The 16,271-nt window shown below is 37.9% G+C and carries 18 protein-coding genes; 10 read left to right on the forward strand and 8 right to left on the reverse strand.

What is annotated here, in order from left to right:
• Window positions 1-171: 171 nt before the first annotated feature.
• From cysQ to OSO01_RS02940, 6 genes are all read right to left on the reverse strand, one after another.
• Entirely contained in the window at window positions 172-1,005 is an 834-nt protein-coding gene (gene cysQ / locus OSO01_RS02915; protein WP_147208485.1) for a 3'(2'),5'-bisphosphate nucleotidase CysQ, read from the reverse strand.
• Window positions 998-1,606 (reverse strand): adenylyl-sulfate kinase, encoded by a 609-nt coding sequence (gene cysC / locus OSO01_RS02920; RefSeq protein WP_147208488.1) that lies wholly within the window; start codon window positions 1,604-1,606, stop codon window positions 998-1,000. The genes cysQ and cysC overlap by 8 nt, the downstream gene beginning before the upstream one ends.
• A gap of 12 nt (window positions 1,607-1,618) precedes the next feature.
• Complete coding sequence (locus OSO01_RS02925) at window positions 1,619-3,397, reverse strand: SLC13 family permease (protein WP_147208490.1); 1,779 nt, start codon at window positions 3,395-3,397, stop codon at window positions 1,619-1,621.
• A 68-nt stretch (window positions 3,398-3,465) separates the two neighbouring features.
• Entirely contained in the window at window positions 3,466-4,617 is a 1,152-nt protein-coding gene (gene sat / locus OSO01_RS02930) for a sulfate adenylyltransferase (RefSeq protein ID WP_147208493.1), read from the reverse strand.
• A 160-nt stretch (window positions 4,618-4,777) separates the two neighbouring features.
• Window positions 4,778-4,990, reverse strand: coding sequence for a hypothetical protein (locus tag OSO01_RS02935; RefSeq protein ID WP_147208496.1), 213 nt, complete (start codon window positions 4,988-4,990; stop codon window positions 4,778-4,780).
• A 13-nt stretch (window positions 4,991-5,003) separates the two neighbouring features.
• Window positions 5,004-5,348, reverse strand: coding sequence for a DUF2642 domain-containing protein (locus OSO01_RS02940; protein WP_246145010.1), 345 nt, complete (start codon window positions 5,346-5,348; stop codon window positions 5,004-5,006).
• Window positions 5,349-6,153: 805 nt separating this feature from the next.
• On the opposite strand from OSO01_RS02940, the gene OSO01_RS23195 reads away from it, so the two are divergent.
• A complete protein-coding gene (locus OSO01_RS23195) occupies window positions 6,154-6,306 on the forward strand; it encodes a hypothetical protein (protein ID WP_186813528.1) in 153 nt (50 codons plus the stop codon).
• A 385-nt stretch (window positions 6,307-6,691) separates the two neighbouring features.
• On the opposite strand, the gene OSO01_RS02945 is transcribed toward OSO01_RS23195, so the two are convergent.
• Window positions 6,692-7,690: an SDR family oxidoreductase gene (locus tag OSO01_RS02945; RefSeq protein WP_147208502.1), complete on the reverse strand. Its 999-nt coding sequence runs from the start codon at window positions 7,688-7,690 to the stop codon at window positions 6,692-6,694.
• Window positions 7,691-7,840: 150 nt separating this feature from the next.
• Here OSO01_RS02945 and OSO01_RS23200 point away from each other — a divergent pair, with 150 nt between their 5' ends.
• Window positions 7,841-8,005 (forward strand): hypothetical protein, encoded by a 165-nt coding sequence (locus tag OSO01_RS23200; protein WP_186813529.1) that lies wholly within the window; start codon window positions 7,841-7,843, stop codon window positions 8,003-8,005.
• 378 nt (window positions 8,006-8,383) lie between these two features.
• On the opposite strand, the gene OSO01_RS02950 is transcribed toward OSO01_RS23200, so the two are convergent.
• Window positions 8,384-9,244, reverse strand: a complete 861-nt coding sequence (locus OSO01_RS02950) for a DUF421 domain-containing protein (RefSeq protein WP_147208504.1) — start codon at window positions 9,242-9,244, stop codon at window positions 8,384-8,386.
• A gap of 91 nt (window positions 9,245-9,335) precedes the next feature.
• Here OSO01_RS02950 and OSO01_RS02955 point away from each other — a divergent pair, with 91 nt between their 5' ends.
• The 8 genes from OSO01_RS02955 to OSO01_RS02985 all read left to right on the forward strand — a co-directional run bounded on the left by OSO01_RS02955 (window position 9,336) and on the right by OSO01_RS02985 (window position 16,081).
• Window positions 9,336-9,674 carry a DUF4363 family protein gene (locus OSO01_RS02955; protein WP_147208507.1) on the forward strand — a complete coding sequence of 113 codons (339 nt, stop codon included), beginning with the start codon at window positions 9,336-9,338 and terminating at the stop codon, window positions 9,672-9,674.
• 274 nt (window positions 9,675-9,948) lie between these two features.
• A complete protein-coding gene (locus OSO01_RS23205) occupies window positions 9,949-10,125 on the forward strand; it encodes a hypothetical protein (RefSeq protein WP_186813530.1) in 177 nt (58 codons plus the stop codon).
• A gap of 298 nt (window positions 10,126-10,423) precedes the next feature.
• Complete coding sequence (locus OSO01_RS02960; RefSeq protein ID WP_147208510.1) at window positions 10,424-11,152, forward strand: polysaccharide deacetylase family protein; 729 nt, start codon at window positions 10,424-10,426, stop codon at window positions 11,150-11,152.
• A gap of 283 nt (window positions 11,153-11,435) precedes the next feature.
• Window positions 11,436-12,026: a diaminobutyrate acetyltransferase gene (ectA, locus tag OSO01_RS02965; RefSeq protein WP_147208512.1), complete on the forward strand. Its 591-nt coding sequence runs from the start codon at window positions 11,436-11,438 to the stop codon at window positions 12,024-12,026.
• Window positions 12,027-12,034: 8 nt separating this feature from the next.
• Complete coding sequence (ectB, locus tag OSO01_RS02970; protein WP_147208515.1) at window positions 12,035-13,321, forward strand: diaminobutyrate--2-oxoglutarate transaminase; 1,287 nt, start codon at window positions 12,035-12,037, stop codon at window positions 13,319-13,321.
• A gap of 40 nt (window positions 13,322-13,361) precedes the next feature.
• Entirely contained in the window at window positions 13,362-13,748 is a 387-nt protein-coding gene (locus OSO01_RS02975; RefSeq protein ID WP_147208518.1) for an ectoine synthase, read from the forward strand.
• A 220-nt stretch (window positions 13,749-13,968) separates the two neighbouring features.
• Window positions 13,969-14,409 carry a hypothetical protein gene (locus OSO01_RS02980; protein ID WP_147208520.1) on the forward strand — a complete coding sequence of 147 codons (441 nt, stop codon included), beginning with the start codon at window positions 13,969-13,971 and terminating at the stop codon, window positions 14,407-14,409.
• Window positions 14,410-14,731: 322 nt separating this feature from the next.
• Entirely contained in the window at window positions 14,732-16,081 is a 1,350-nt protein-coding gene (locus OSO01_RS02985) for an MFS transporter (RefSeq protein WP_147208523.1), read from the forward strand.
• Window positions 16,082-16,271 lie beyond the last annotated feature (190 nt).

Here is a 16,271-nt window from a genome sequence, read left to right on the forward strand (position 1 = left end):
TTGTCTTTTTGGATGAAGTATTACAAGGAGCTGCAAATACTGCACAAAACGACCAGTCATTAAAAAATGCCAAACCATAACAAATATCAATTAGTAAGATTAACAAGACTATCAAACTTCAGAGATTTTATAATGAATCAGCTTTCTTTTCTTAAAGTAGAAGTCCTACAATCAGTCACATCGCGATAAAATTTGCGAATCAGTTTCACGCTTCACTAAAAACCAGCCATTTTTCAAATTTTCCCGATTATAATAAAAGCGCTCATGATCCTTATACCGCAACATTGTTCCGCCGGCAGCTTCAACAATCGCCTGGCCTGCTGCTGTGTCCCATTCCATTGTCGGAGCATAGCGCGGATAGTAATCGGCTTTTCCTTCTGCCACAAGACAGAACTTCAGAGAGCTTCCGGCGGATATTACATCGACCGTATGGTGATTGCGAAGTTCTTCAATAAATACTTTCGTTTCTTCTGACATATGAGATCGGCTCGCAATTACATTTACACTGTTGCCCGCATCAGCAATCGGCAGCTGCACACTTTGTTCAATCAGTGCTTTATCATCAGCTGGATCTGCATATGATGCTGCATCTAATTTAAATGCTCCCAGACCGGACTGTCCGAAATAAAACACATCAAGCGCTGGTGCATAAATGACACCAACTACAGGATAGCCCTCTTCAACCAATGCGATATTCACTGTAAATTCTCCGTTTTTCCTGATGAATTCTTTTGTGCCGTCGAGTGGATCCACCAGGAAAAGCCTAGACCAATGTTGGCGTTGGGTATACGGAATTTCACTTCCTTCCTCACTTAAAATCGGAACCTCTTCAAACACACCTTGAAGCCGTTCGACAATGATTTGATGTGAACGTCGATCAGCTTCAGTCAGTAATGAACCGTCTGATTTCGTCTCAATTGAATAATCGTTATCATAAATATCCAGAATCTCCCGGCCCGCTTCCAGTGATATGTCCAGCATCGTTTTTAAACTCACATTAATCATTAATAAGGTACCCTTTCGTTTTCAAATAGGACATGATTGTCTGGACCGATTCCTCAACGCTCTTTTGATCAGTATTCACTGTAATTTCCGGGTTCACCGGTGCTTCATATGGTGCATCAATTCCAGTAAATCCTGTAATCTCACCAGCACGTACTTTTTTATAGAGCCCTTTTGGATCACGTGATTTACATGTCTCTATACTTGCATCTACAAATACCTCAATAAATTCACCGCTTTCCATCATTTTACGTATCTCATCACGATCGGCACAGTACGGTGAGATGAAGGCTGCCAATGTAAGCAGACCGGCTTCTACCATCAGCTTGGATACTTCTCCGATACGGCGGATATTTTCTTTACGGTCATCCGGACCAAAGCCAAGATCTTTATTCAAGCCGTGCCGGACGTTGTCTCCATCCAAATGGTAAGTCCGGATTCCCAACTGATGCAGTTCTTTTTCCAGCTCAACTGAAATAGTAGATTTGCCCGAACCGGACAGTCCGGTAAACCACACCACAGCGCTCTTATGATTATTCAAATCCCTCCTCTGCTCTTTCGCTACTTTCGAGTAATGCCATTTAATATTTTCTGGCTCATCCATAAATTTCCCCTCCTAAAACCATATATGATAGATAATCAAAACAGCCGTCACCATTACTATTAGACTCAGCGGAAGACCTACTTTTACATAATCTATAAACCTGTAGCCGCCAGGTCCATATACAATTAAGTTTGTCTGGTAACCAATTGGTGTAATAAAGCTTGCTGAAGCGGCTATTGCAATAAGGACAGCTATTCCCATTGGATCGACATGAAGTGTTTGTGCTATTTCAACTCCAAGCGGCAGTACTATAACAGCTGCTGTACTATTGCTGAGAATCTCCGTAAATAAATTTGTCAAAAGATAAATCATAAACAAAATGGCTAGCAATCCTAACGGCTTACCAAAATTCAACAGCATATTTGCGCCCCATTCCGCCAGTCCCGTTTTTCTCATTGCTGTGCCTATTCCAAATGAACTGGCAATCAACAATAAAACGTTAAAATGAATATATTTCTTGGCATCTTGAGGTGTAATAATTTTCACAACCAAAAATACCAATACTGCGAGTGCCATCGCTTTAAACATACTGAGCCATCCAAGAGTAACTGTTCCAATCATGCCGAGCAGCATAATGATAGAAAACCAGCCTTTCTTCACACTCTGCTTCAGCGATGGCGGGATATCCAATGGTGACACGACAAAAAAATCATTTGACCGGTCATATTTTCCAATAAAATCGGTACCTGCTAAAAGCAATAATGAATCTCCAGGCTTCAAAACGATATCCCCAATCTTGCTCTTAATACGTTCGTTATTCCGGTGTACTGCAATGACGCCCGCATCATATCGTGAACGAAACCGCAACTGTTTAATTGACTTAGATAAAAGTGATGATTGATCTGATACAACAGCATCCACCAGATTGATGGATCCATCCTTAAGATCATCAAGGCCAATAGTTGTTCCTGTTTCCAATTTCAGACCTTTCATCTTTTGCAAGTCAGCAATGGTTGAAATCAATCCGGTAAAAATCAGGCGGTCTCCACTTTGAATAACAGTTGTGGATCTGACCGGTGATATCCTCTCGTTTCCACGGATAATCTCAATCAAATAAAGTCCTTTCAAATCACGGAGACCTGCTTGCTCAACACTTTTGCCAAGCTGCCCAAATTCTTCTGTCACCTGTATTTCAGCAATATATTCTTTAGGCTCTTCTTCCACTCTCTGACTGAAGCCTTTATTATCCGGCAGCAATTTATATCCGATAGTAAATAAATAAATGAGCCCGATTAAAGTGACAGGAATACCAACTGCAGTTAAAGTGAATAATGAAAAACCCTCCAGCCCAAAGTCCAGCAGTAATCCATGAATAACGAGGTTCGTGGATGTCCCCATTAACGTGATCATTCCGCCTAAAATGGTGGCATAAGATAATGGAATTAAGAATTTGGAAGGAGCAATTCCGCGATCTTCACACCATTTTTTAATAATTGGCGTAAGAGTCACAACAATCGGTGTATTATTCAAAAAAGCTGAAATTGCAGATGTAGGCACAAAGAATCGCATCATAGAACCTCTGGGCGATCGGCTGTTCTTCAGCCATTTGTTCATCATTTGATTAATCAAACCGCTCTTCTGTACAACTCCTGCAACGATAAACAATAACGCAACTGTCAGCATCCCTTCATTGGAAAAACCACTCAATGCTTCATCAACTGTCAATATGCCAGAGAGCATCAAAATAATCAGCACTGAGAAAATAACCACGTCTGGCCGGGCAGCTTCGAGAATCAGAACAGCAAACATAGTCAGAAGTAAAATCAAAACAAATATCATTTCCAACGTCATAGGTTATCAGATCCTCTTTTAGTACATGTTCAAAAAGCAAAAGTACAACTCTTTTCGAACAGCATTTATTATTTTTTCTTCATTCCTTTTATCAGTACATCGGCAACCTCCGGCCGTGAAAATTCTTTTGGAGGACGCTTACCGTTCCGAAGCATTTCACGCACCTTTGTGCCGCTTAAATGGACATGGTTTTCCTCCCCATGCGGACATGTTTTTGCGGACGCCATATTTTCACAGGATTTACAGTAAAACGCATGTTCAAATTTGAAAATTTGAATGCCGAGTTCTTCTTCATATTGTCCAATCAGTTCTTGAGCATCGTACGTGCCATAATAATCCCCGACACCAGCATGATCACGCCCTACGATGAAATGGGTACAGCCATAATTTTTGCGTACAATGGCATGCAGTATAGCTTCTTTCGGTCCTGCATAACGCATTGCTGCGGGATAAATGACGAGGCGAACACGATTTGTCACATAGTAGTTTTTCAAAATTACTTCATAGCTTTCCATACGGACATCGGCAGGAATATCATCAGACTTTGTTTCACCAACAAGTGGATTCAACAGCAATCCATCCACCGCCTCAAGAGCAGTCTTTTGAATGTGTTCATGAGCACGGTGAACAGGGTTGCGGGTCTGGAAACCGACGATGGTTTTCCAGTCTAAGTCTGCAAACATTTGCCGCGTTTCAGCCGGATCCATATAGTATGCTGCAAATGGATTATGATCCGGACGTCGAAGCAGTGTAACAGGTCCGCCAAGGTATATATTTCCTTTCTCATAAACTTTCTTCACACCAGGATGAGCTGCGTCATTTGTTCCATAGATATTTACCGCTTCCTTCTTTTTATCGTAATCATACTTTTCTTCCATGGTGATTGTCCCATAAATAATACCGTCTGTTCCTCTAAGGGCAATTTGTTCACCAATATTAAGGTTTTTAGCCTGTTCTTCTGTTACCGGCAGTGTAATCGGTATACTCCAGATTGTGCCATCCGCAAGGCGTGTACGCTCAATAACATATTCGTAATCAGACCGGCCCATAAATCCTGTCAGCGGACTAAATCCTCCTATTCCAATCAGTTCCAAATCAGAGAGCACCCAGGAATTCACAGATAGTGATGGAAGCTTTTCAGCATCCCTGATCGCTTCCTCTCTTTTCTTTCCAGTTAGTTCACGGCAGATTAATTTTCCGCCATATGGTTGATTAACCATAAAACAACCTCCTGATTTCAGTTTTCATGAAGTGATATATTGAACAGCTGCATAGGAAGGAACCACGCATGATTCCATTTCATGTCATAAATGATTTTTATACGCGTTTCATAATAGAATACCCCGGCTATCAAGCCAGGGTATCTTTTATCCTTCTTTTTTACGCTGCTACAGGAAAGCGGACAAAGTTGATAGCATCTACTGAAATATATATTTTGACATTGCCTCCGTAACCGCTTGATACATCAATAACCAGGGCCAGATCTGCAGTAACTGTTGAGAGGATACCTTCAATTAAATTATTATCTGTTGCTACTTCAACTCTTGAACCAATCCGGTTAGCCAGCTCCGCAGTAAACTTTGCTGCAAACATTTAAACTCCTCCTTTACGAATTACTGACAAATTCAATTTTTTCAATTCGAACCAATACTTGTGAGCCAGAAGCTTCAATAATCACAATATAGTCGTCCTGTACTGCAAGCAGTGTTCCGGATATTGTGTCAAAAGGAGTAGTGACCTGCACTTGTTCGTTTACTAAACTCAACAGGACCTCTCTAATGGTCGTTGGTGTACCAGGAGTTCCTCCGCCTCCCCATTTACCTAAACTTAAATTTAAATTTTGACCGCCATCTAAACTGAATCCAGGTAAATTCAGAGAAAAATTATGACTTAGCGTGCTGTCATTATTCACACTATTGGCGTTGTTGGACGTAACTAAGTTTTGTGACATTTCGTTTAACAAATTCAATAGCTTTCTTTGACGATCTGTTAAATTAGCCAAGCTTGTTCATTCCTTTCCATGATGTTTTTTAAGGCCTTCTTTATTTAATTAGAAAACCCACAAAACAACTAAGAAATTAACTGTACCTTATCAACAGCTAATTCTCTTGTCATTTATTCCTTTTAGAGCCCATACCCGGACTGGCGCAATCGCCTTCAAGGTACTTGCTGTGCAAGGAATCCGTTATTTGCGTATCCACGCATGGTATTTCGACGTATTCTGCAGATTTAATAATAATTCATTCCAAGTAAACTTATGAAAATTAGATCGACCCACCTCGATATTGTGCTGCAGTGACATCATTTTGTACGTTATTACCCCAGTGTTTGTCCTAATATTTAGAGTCCTGATTGCTATAATAACTATCACATTTGTAATGTTTTCAAGTCTCGATGCATTGTCATGAAAGCTTTTTCCTTCTTAATAATAAGATTTGTGTTTAGAGGAATAAACATTATCAGAAAAACGTCAACTTGAAGTTATAACTAACACTCCTTTCATTTAGATATAAAATAATTTATGCTTTTTTAATTAGTAAGATTGTACACATTCATTAAAATATCGTTTTCTTAAAACAAAGGGCTGGACAAAAGTCATAAAAAAATAAAAAACAGTGACTTCGCACATTTTTAAGCGGGAAGATACTGTTTTTATGATATTTAAATATTTTTGTAAGACTTTCCTTTAAGCATAAGATTTAAATAAAAGGAAATCACTAAGGTGGAATATCTATTCCTTAAGTGAGGTGATAGCAATGAAATTAAAAAAGTTAACTTTATGTGTAATTACTTTAATTATTTCTGCGGGTTTGTTATTCGGATGTGGTGCAGTACAAGATGAGCAGGAGCAAGACAAACCATTTGAAAATCCTCAACGAAACGATTGGGGCGGAAAAGGAAATCAATAACCAGCCTCCATGAAGCCTTCATTTTAGATATGACAGCTTTACAAATCAGAGAATTCATCTATTTGCACTCTCTCGCCTGAATTGATTTTTTCATTAGCTGACGGTAATAGTCCATGTGATGTTAATACAACGATTCCTTCCCTCATCTAAAAGATTTGAAACAGCGATTGCTCACTTCTTCAAGATCGTTACATCGTGATAAATATTTTGGCAAAATGCTCCCGTATAATTAATGATTAAAACAATTTTACTGACACTTTCTAAATTTTTTGCTGATGTCTATTAATGTTAAAATACTGTTATTTGAGTCAATAAAAAGAGGAATTACTGAAAAACTGTGCTTCAAAGAAGGAAAGTTATTTTTGCCCTCCACTGTAAACAACTTTTAAGAATTAGTTGATTCTCCCCCGTCCACATGGAGCACTTGACCAGTAACATGTCTGGAATCATCTGATGCTAAATAAACAAAAGTCGGCGCAACTTCAAAAGGTTGAGCCATGCGATCAAATAAATTCCCTCCAGTCAAAGCATTTTCATCTGAAGAAAAACTTGCTGGAATAAGCGGTGTCCAAATTCGGCCGGGAGCAATGGCATTCACACGAATCTGGCGTTTGGCAATGTTCTTTGCTAAAGAGCGCGTCCATCCGACAATGGCTCCTTTTGTAGCTGCATAATCCATTAATAAAGGCTCTCCTGCATAAGTGACAACAGAGGACGTTCCGATAATAGAACTTCCCGCTTTTAAATGAGGCAGTGCTGCCCTCGTTGTATAGAAATGTGAATATATATTCAATTTAAAGGTTTGATCAAATTGTTCATCTGTAATCTCAGTTACGTTATTTTGCTGGAATTGAATGCCAACATGGTTACATAAAATATCCAATTTATTAAATTTATCAATTGTTTCCAAAACAATTTGTTCACACTGTTTTTTTTCACGGAGATCTCCCGGCAATAGTAAGCATTCCTGGCCAAGCTCCTCTATCCTTCTTTTTGTCCGATTGGCATCTTCGTGTTCATTTAAATAAGCAATTGCAACGTTAGCTCCTTCTTTTGCAAAAGCAATTGCCGCAGCAGCTCCCATTCCGCTGTCTCCACCGGTTATTAATGCAACTTTCTCCTTTAATTTTCCACTTCCTTTATAGTTTCGGTTCTCAATAATCGGTTTTGGCACCATTAATCTTTCGAGCCCCGGCTGAACGAGCTGTCTTTGCTCCGGTTGCGTAAGAGGTACCTCTTCATACTGGGTAATTTTGCCGTATATCGGGTAATACGGATAAGGAACTTCTATTTTATTTTCTTCAAACCATTTTTGATATACCCTAATTTGTTCCAATACTTCTTCAGATAACGATGGATTATGATCATTATTTTGATTCTTCATAACGATTCTCCCTCCCCTTTCATAGACTATGATTAGGCTTTTGTATATGTGAAGCATAAGCATCATAAATGCCGTTGTAATGGTTTAAGATTGATTTACCATAGGCCTCTCCCTGAATGAAGCCCTGTTTTAATGAAAGGAGGTACTAAATTGAAATTTGAATTTTATCCTCAGGTTAGACGTTTATTAGAAAATAATGAAGAAGAGCTGGAAATGCATTATTTGAGTTACAGCTGGAATACACCAACAATTAAGATTAGACCGCCATATTACTCTGATCCTGTATATGAGCCTTTTTATCCGGATATAGATTAACCTTTCATACCGTCAGAAGCAATGAGTTAATGACCTAATATATTGAAAAAACCCGGGCTGCAATCAACAGTGCGTCTGGGCTTATTTGTCTTTATTAAGCTATGTGTCCGTTTCAATTTGGTAACAATGAAAACATGCTATATAAAGAGCTTAATGAATGAACTGATCAGCTTGAAAAAACAGTTTATTCAAAAGTAAAATGGTGTTACAAATCTGAATTCTGACTATGCGTAACACCATTTATTCTTTGTCTCTTCATCATGGATAAATTATCCAAAATCCGCTGTCATAAAGCAAGCTGATTGGAGTGAGGTTAGAAGAACATAACCAGATCAGCAAATATCCCGGCAACAAAATCTGAATAAAATCCTGCTTCTATTACTTTAAATACGGTAAAATAACATCCAGTATTTTTTGAACCTTCATTGCTTGCTCTGAATATAATTTCTTAGCCTCCGGGTTATCTGTCTGAAAGGAATATCCCTCCAAATCTGCTTGTATTTTTTTAAGAGAAGCTGCTAACAATGGCCTTTCTTCTATCATAGTTTTTGTATATTGATCCTCGTACAAATCCACATAAATGCTGCCGCGCGAATCAATTTGAGCCAGAAATACATCCTTTATATCTTCAGCTCCTTGTTTTTGTATTTCCCCTGTGAGCCATTCCTCTGAGTAACCAAGATTCTCCAGGCTTTTTTTCATTATTTTTCCGTCCATAATTAAGACAGCCGGACCATGCTCCTGTTCCAGCGGAATCCCTAATGTTTGCGGGGTAACTGGCTGTTGACCCGTTTTCAACATAATACTCAGTTCACCATTTGTTTCTAAAACAGCCATTTCCACATCAGAAACTTTAAATGTCCCTTTCTCCCTTAACAGCATTAATAATTCATTAATTGTCAGCAAATTCTTTTTCAAATTTTTATCTAATACTTCTCCATTTCGAATGACTATAGTTGCTTTCCCGTCTGTTATTTTTGAAAAAAGCATTGATTTCAAACCTAGATATGCCAAAATAATCGGAAAAAATCCCCAAATGGTTAATGAAACTAATCCATTAACTATTTTAACGTTTTGATCAACAGACAAAGTTGCCGCTATAGAACCGATAGTGATTCCGACACAATAATCAAAAAAAGTGAGCTGTGAAATTTGCTTCTTTCCCATAATCCGTGCCATTAAAAATAATAAAAAGAATGCAGTTATTGAACGGATTAGAATTAATACAATCTCAGGCATTATCCAATTCCCAACCTTTCTAAGATACGTAATATATTCGTATTATGGGGCAATCTATGTATAACCATTCATAAAACAGAAAGGGATTAAAATGAAGAAGATAATAATCATTTTTACACTTATTTTTATCACACTTTCAGGATGCTCCAATCTAGTTGGCGGTGATCATTTCTTTCAACAAATTGATAAGCTTGAACAGGCTATCGATCAGCCTGAATGGAGTAAAGTTGCATCTCAGGCTGAAGAATTAAAGAAAATGTACAAGAAGGATAAGTGGAAAATCCAGCTGGTAGGTGACGAAGATGAATATGAAGGATTGGATGAGAGCATCAGTAATCTGATTGCAGCAGCTAAGGAAGAAGATTCGCTAAATACCAGGCTGGAGCTTGCAACGGTTAAGTCTATTTTCGAAGGAATTTATTCATTGTAGGTTAATATTGGATTACAAACGGTTATATATACGATTTGGTGAATTTTATTTTTTATCTTTTACATCAACATAATTTTCATATGAATTCAGCAAAATTAGAGTTTAAAGTAATCACTTTTTCAAATAACAAAATATGGCTTATCAAAAAGTGAGTGATTTTTTGATAAAGGGATAAAATATAATTCGAGGATGGCATTTACGCTGGAAGCAACTGCTTAAAGCAAGGCTCCAAAAATGAATGTTTTCCTCATACAGAATACTGGGAGGGTTTTCAATGGATAACAATAAACGTAATTTTAAACGCAATGAACGTAGAAACCGTAATAATGAGAACAATCATAATCAAGAAATTAATAACGTGGAATTTGCAAATGAGAATGAGTTTATTGACGAAAATACCTTCAAAGAAAATGACAATCTCAACAACGAACGACGCAATAACCGTAAATAGGTAACATTGCTTTTAAGATACCTGAATCGTTGGAGAACTGAAAAATCCCCGATTCAGGTATCTTTCTTATGAATAAATTCCTAAACCCCAATATGAACAACGTCTTTGAATAAACAATTCGCAATACATATTGTTTGTTATAACAGTTGTAAAAATGAAGAAACAGATTAATCAGCATAACCTTTTGCCTCTCCAAAATTTTCATGTATTCGCATATGATAAAAAAATCCTTCTAGTAAATAATAGTTATAAATCATACTTAAAGATTAATTTAATTTTTAGAAATGAGAGGTGTAAAATGAAGAAAAAAATACTTTATACGATTATTTACCTGCTTCTGACTTCTTGTTTTTTCTTGTTAATCCAGGAACAGATATATGCGAAAGACAGGTTTGATTTTGAGGAAGATGGGGATATTTTCTGGGATGCAGAAACAGAGGAAAAAGTGATCGCTTTAACTTTTGATGACGGACCGCACTCAAAATACACCCCTGCTATATTGGATATTTTAGCTGAATATGAAGCCAAAGCCACTTTTTTTGTACTGGGAGCCCACGCTGAAAAATTTCCGGATATCATTCACCGGCAAGTAATGGAAGGACATGAACTTGGCAATCATACTTATGATCACACCACTAAATTAAGCAGACTCAGTCAAGAAATGAAAGAAACCTCAGACATCCTTTATGCCGTCACCGGAAGCCGACCAAAGCTCTTCCGTCCAGTCGGCGGTGGTTATAATGATGCGATTGTAAAGAGAGCCGAAGAGAACCAGCTGCATGTTGCGCTATGGTCCTGGGATCAGGATACTAAAGACTGGGACGGTATAGATTATAAAACCATTGCAGACAATGTCATCAACAATATTTCTCCAGGAGATGTCGTGCTGTTTCATGATGCAGGAGGCAAAAGGGAACAAACAGTTAAAGCTCTCCCGCTAATTCTCGATTATTTAGCTGAAAACCAATATAAAACCATTACAGTATCTGAAATGATGGAAAAAGATGAAAAGTTAAAAGAAAATTAACAGATACAGGCTATATAACCGCTGTCCCTAAACATCAAACTTGAGTGGACAGCTGTTTTATCCCCCTGTAATGAATTAAATATTTTTAATCATCAATCTCCTTTCTGGAAAATGTTTTACCCATTTATTTCCCCCAGCATTAAAAAACGGATTATTTCTATTATATTCAAAGCTTTTTATAGTAAATAGCAATCATTTCATGCTCACCCCTTCTTATCACGAATAATCACTTTATTCTCCACTTTATGCGTTTTGACGTTATTTCTGCTTATGTTAATCTAATATGGTAAGTAAAAAAATCCACTCAGGAGGTGAGAGCATTAACACAAACACCAAAAATAAAAATGAAACGACATTAACTGTTGGTTTTGAAAACGATTTTTATTTTCGCAAGCCCGTAAAAGATGATGGAGCTGCTGTTTGGGAATTGATTAAAGATTCCAAGGTACTCGATCTTAATTCATCTTACAGTTATTTAATGTGGTGTGATATTTTTTCTGAAACCTCGATCATTGCAGAAAAAGACGGGAGAACGTTCGGTTTTATTTCCGGGTATAAAAATCCGAATAATATGAATAAGTTATTTATCTGGCAGGTTGCTGTAGATGCTTCCGCTCGAGGTAACGGATTAGCGACGAAAATGCTGCGCCAATTGTTAAAGCGCGAAGCCTGTAAAGATATTGATTATGTTGAGGCAACTGTTTCTCCGTCCAATCAACCTTCACAATCTTTATTCAGAGGCCTTGCTAAAAAGCTTGATACAGATTGTCATATCAATGATTATTTTATTGCGGAAGATTTCCCGGATGAGGAGAAAGAACACGAGGATGAGTTACTGTTTACGATTGGACCAATTACTGCAGAAAATAAATAATTAAAGGAATGATTTCATTGACAACTGCAACATTAAATAATGCGAAAATGAAAACGTTTGAAAATTTAGAATCAGAAGTAAGAAGCTACAGCAGAGGATGGCCAACTGTTTTTGAAAAATCAAAAGGCTATAAGCTGTGGGATACCGACGGAAAAGAATATATTGATTTCTTTGCAGGTGCAGGCACATTGAATTATGGTCACAACGATAATGTGATGCAGGAGAAATTAATTGAATATATCAAAAATGATGGCATTATCCATAGCCTCGATATGGGGACTCCCCCAAGAGAAAATTTCCTGGAACGCTTCAACGAAGTTATACTCAAGCCGAGAAATCTTGATTACAAGATTATGTTCCCTGGCCCTACCGGAACAAATACCGTAGAAAGCGCGCTGAAAATTGCCAGAAAAGTGACTGGCCGGGAGACCGTAATCAGTTTTACCAACGCTTTTCATGGAATGACAATCGGGTCACTTTCTGTAACAGGAAATTCCTTTAAGCGCCATGGAGCCGGTGTTCCGCTGCATCATGCTGTATCTATGCCATTTGATAATTATGTTGAGGATCATGATTCCATTGCTTATCTGGATCGCTTTTTAGATGACAGCGGAAGCGGCGTAGCGTTGCCTGCCGCAATTATTCTGGAAACCGTTCAGGGAGAAGGCGGAATTAATGCTGCTCGAATGGAATGGCTGAAAAAAGTGGAAGAGCTGTGCAGACGCTGGGACATTCTCCTGATTGTTGATGATGTACAGGCTGGAAATGGTCGTACTGGCACCTTCTTCAGCTTTGAACCTGCAGGAATTAAACCAGATATTGTTTGTCTATCCAAATCTATCGGTGGAATTGGTCTGCCAATGGCAATTACACTGATTAAATCAGAGTATGACCAATGGGGACCTGGTGAACATAACGGAACCTTTCGTGGCAACAATATGGCGTTTATTGCTGCGACTGAAGCATTGAAAAATTGGGAAACGGATGATTTCAGTAATGACGTACAGGAAAAAGGCATATTTTTGAAAAAAGCAGTGCATAAGCTGATTGAAAAATATCCCGAATTACAGGGCGAAGCCAGAGGCAGAGGCTTAATGCAAGGAATTGCCATAGAAAAAGAAGGCTTGGCAGGAGAAATTTGTGCCGAAGCTTTTAATCGTGGCCTGATTGTTGAAACTTCCGGTCCAGATGATGAAGTAGTCAAGTTTCTACCGCCGTTGATTATTGATCAGGAAGGTTTGGAAAAAGGACTGGAGCTGCTTGAAGACAGTATAAAACACGTACTTGAACGATAAAAATAGATAGAGATTTATTAATAGAGAGGAGAAAAAATAAATGATCGTAAAATCACTGGAGGATTTACTTGGAACAGAAGCTGAAACAAAATCCGAAAACTGGGAGAGCCGTCGTTTTATTTTAAAGAAGGACGGCGTCGGTTTCAGTATGAACGATACAATAATTAAAGCAGGAACAGATAATTTCTTTTGGTATAAAAATCATATTGAAGCAGTTTACTGCATCGAAGGTGAAGGAGAAATTGAGAAGATATCAACTGGAGATGTGTACCAGATTAAGCCTGGTACAATGTATCTTTTAGATGAAAATGATAAGCACCGTCTTCGCGCACGTACCCAGATGCGTATGGTGTGTGTATTCAACCCGCCGTTAGTGGGAACAGAAACACATAATGAAGAAGGTTTCTACCCTCTATTAACTGAATAACAAGCCTTAAAAAATCGCCTGATACGAAAAAATCGCAAATCAGGCGATTTTTTTAAGCTTTAAAAGAATAATAATTCATTAAAGAGCTTTTATATAATTATAATCAGACTAAATTATTGTGGACTAACGCAGCTTGCAGCAAAGCAATCCTTTTCAGATTGCTACACACACGGAAAGAAAAGGCGAATAAACTGGGTGTAGGATGAAAGGAGGTTATTGGATGTCTTTTCACAATCACCCCTCGCCCGGCTGGCAATCTTATCATCAAAATCATAGAGATAATATTCAGCAGGATAACTATCTGCATTTTGATAACAGGAACAATTCAGGAAATCAAAATGTGGAAACACAAATTCAAGGTCCTGTATATGGAACAGGAATGTTGCCTGGGCATAATACACTTTCTGTCCGGGATACAAATAGTCAGGGGTTAGGAAATAGCCAATATAATACCTATTCAACTTATCCTGTCAGCTCTTATCATGGTATAACACCAGATATGCAATACATGATGCAAATGATAACTCAGCTCAAAAATCAAATGGATCAGCTTAATCGATTGATTATACAAAATAATCGCCTGTTACAGTCAATACATGATCAGGAAGATACCAAATGTGTTCAGGGAAACAGCGGCGGAGCCGTTATTGTACGAATGTGATCAAAAATAAACAGGATTTCTCGAATTATTATTAAATTATTACCAGCTATCATTAAAGTTAGCGGGCTTATTTCAAGGAGGCGTATATTCCCCTGGAATAAGCCCGCTATTATTTGTTAATTTAAATCTTCTTGTTCTCGGTATGCCACCTTATGATAACGGACTTGGACAAGAAGATAATAATTAATCTACTTCCATATAGTTTTTTCCTATAGCAAACGATACATTTTTACAATTACCTTATAACTGCTGTTTCATGATAACATTCTGTTTAATCATTTACATTGCGAAATTTAAATAAACGGAAGGAAGTTTTAAAATTATGCGGACGGTTCAAACAACTCAAGTTTTGGGGAACAGTAAATTTAATAAATTTCATTTACTTATTTTTCTCTGGTGTTTTTTCGCTATCGGCTTTGATGGCTTTGATGTTGCTATATATGGAATTGGATTACCATTAATGATGGAGGATTTTAATATCAGCAGAGTAGAAGCCGGGGCAATAAGCAGCTATACCCTTATCAGTGCCATGATCGGTACTTTTCTGTTAGGCTCTATTTCAGATCTTATCGGCCGTAAAAAAGCAATAGCCATTTGTTTAACCTTATTTAGTCTTTTCACCTTTTTAGCAGGCTTTGCACAGGAGCCTACCTTATTTATGATTATGCGGGTGATTGCTGCACTTGGTTTAGGCGGAATTATGCCAATCCTTGTTGCAATTATGGGAGAGTATTCTCCGGTGAAGAAACGCGCATTGACGATTGCTACAATGTACTGCGGCTATTCTATCGGAGCAATTATCGCTTCCTTAATTGGAATGTATTTAATGGAATTGACGAGCTGGAGGTTATTATATTGGATTAGTATTATTCCCCTTATCACGCTGCCTTGGTTCTTAAAGCAATTTCCTGAATCTGTTTCTTATTATCTTAAAAAGAAAAAAGGAGATAAAATTGCAGAGATTCTTAATAAAGTTGATCCCTGTGGTAACTATCAAGCGGCTGATAACTATGAATACGAAACATTTAATGAGAGTACAAAAGAATTCCCAATTAAAAAGGTCTTCTCAAATAAACGAACCAGCAGTACACTTGCATTTTGGATTGCAGTCACTTGCTCGATGCTCGTTATATCCGGACTAACAACCTGGCTGCCGCAAATTATGGTTGAATCAGGTCACGGTCTTACATCCAGCCTGTCCTTTAACCTGATGCTTGCTGTCGGACAAATTTCGGGCTCTATATTTGGCGGAATGTTAGTAAGCCGTCTCGGACATCGTTCTGTCTTAATCCTGATGTTTTTTATCGGATCACTATGTTTTGTTATGTTAAGTATAACAACAAATGCTCTTTTACTATATCTTATCATTACATTAACAGGTGCTTGTACAGTGGGAACACAAAACTTAGTCAATCCATATATTTCCGAATTTTATCCAAGGGAGATTCGTACGACCGGATTAAGTATAGCTGTCGGCGTCGGGCGGATTGGAGGAATCATGGCACCGGTGGCCATTGCACTTTTACTGACAACCAATTTAGACCCGCAGCATGCGTTTATGGCCTTTGCTATACCTAGTCTGATTGGAGCTATTGCCTTTGTTACAGTCCGAGAAAAACATGCGAGCTTTGACCATGTCAATGTGGCTGTAGGAAAACAAAAAACAGCTTGAAGTATTACCTGTATCTATAAAAATATTACAATTGCTATGAACTAGTAAATAATAATTTATCATAAATCAAGCCGTCTGTTTCCCAAATTCCCCAGAAACAAACGGCTTCATAAAATGAACTGGCTATCCCGCCTATCAGATATTGTGCTGATTCCATTCTAAAGTTATTTTTTATAGAAATTTGAAAAGC

It is taken from the genome of Oceanobacillus sojae (assembly GCF_007991515.1).
In the GTDB taxonomy this organism is placed as follows: domain Bacteria; phylum Bacillota; class Bacilli; order Bacillales; family Amphibacillaceae; genus Oceanobacillus; species Oceanobacillus sojae.

What these genes read in the sequence shown, in the direction of transcription:
- cysQ (WP_147208485.1), bottom strand. Translation starts at nt 1,005, where the DNA reads ATGATTAATGTGAGTTTAAAAACGATGCTGGACATATCACTGGAAGCG.
- cysC (WP_147208488.1), bottom strand. Translation starts at nt 1,606, where the DNA reads ATGGATGAGCCAGAAAATATTAAATGGCATTACTCGAAAGTAGCGAAA.
- OSO01_RS02925 (WP_147208490.1), bottom strand. Translation starts at nt 3,397, where the DNA reads ATGACGTTGGAAATGATATTTGTTTTGATTTTACTTCTGACTATGTTT.
- sat (WP_147208493.1), bottom strand. Translation starts at nt 4,617, where the DNA reads ATGGTTAATCAACCATATGGCGGAAAATTAATCTGCCGTGAACTAACT.
- OSO01_RS02935 (WP_147208496.1), bottom strand. Translation starts at nt 4,990, where the DNA reads ATGTTTGCAGCAAAGTTTACTGCGGAGCTGGCTAACCGGATTGGTTCA.
- OSO01_RS02940 (WP_246145010.1), bottom strand. Translation starts at nt 5,348, where the DNA reads ATGTCACAAAACTTAGTTACGTCCAACAACGCCAATAGTGTGAATAAT.
- OSO01_RS23195 (WP_186813528.1), top strand. Translation starts at nt 6,154, where the DNA reads ATGAAATTAAAAAAGTTAACTTTATGTGTAATTACTTTAATTATTTCT.
- OSO01_RS02945 (WP_147208502.1), bottom strand. Translation starts at nt 7,690, where the DNA reads ATGAAGAATCAAAATAATGATCATAATCCATCGTTATCTGAAGAAGTA.
- OSO01_RS02950 (WP_147208504.1), bottom strand. Translation starts at nt 9,244, where the DNA reads ATGCCTGAGATTGTATTAATTCTAATCCGTTCAATAACTGCATTCTTT.
- OSO01_RS02955 (WP_147208507.1), top strand. Translation starts at nt 9,336, where the DNA reads ATGAAGAAGATAATAATCATTTTTACACTTATTTTTATCACACTTTCA.
- OSO01_RS23205 (WP_186813530.1), top strand. Translation starts at nt 9,949, where the DNA reads ATGGATAACAATAAACGTAATTTTAAACGCAATGAACGTAGAAACCGT.
- OSO01_RS02960 (WP_147208510.1), top strand. Translation starts at nt 10,424, where the DNA reads ATGAAGAAAAAAATACTTTATACGATTATTTACCTGCTTCTGACTTCT.
- ectA (WP_147208512.1), top strand. Translation starts at nt 11,436, where the DNA reads ATGGTAAGTAAAAAAATCCACTCAGGAGGTGAGAGCATTAACACAAAC.
- ectB (WP_147208515.1), top strand. Translation starts at nt 12,035, where the DNA reads ATGATTTCATTGACAACTGCAACATTAAATAATGCGAAAATGAAAACG.
- OSO01_RS02975 (WP_147208518.1), top strand. Translation starts at nt 13,362, where the DNA reads ATGATCGTAAAATCACTGGAGGATTTACTTGGAACAGAAGCTGAAACA.
- OSO01_RS02980 (WP_147208520.1), top strand. Translation starts at nt 13,969, where the DNA reads ATGTCTTTTCACAATCACCCCTCGCCCGGCTGGCAATCTTATCATCAA.
- OSO01_RS02985 (WP_147208523.1), top strand. Translation starts at nt 14,732, where the DNA reads ATGCGGACGGTTCAAACAACTCAAGTTTTGGGGAACAGTAAATTTAAT.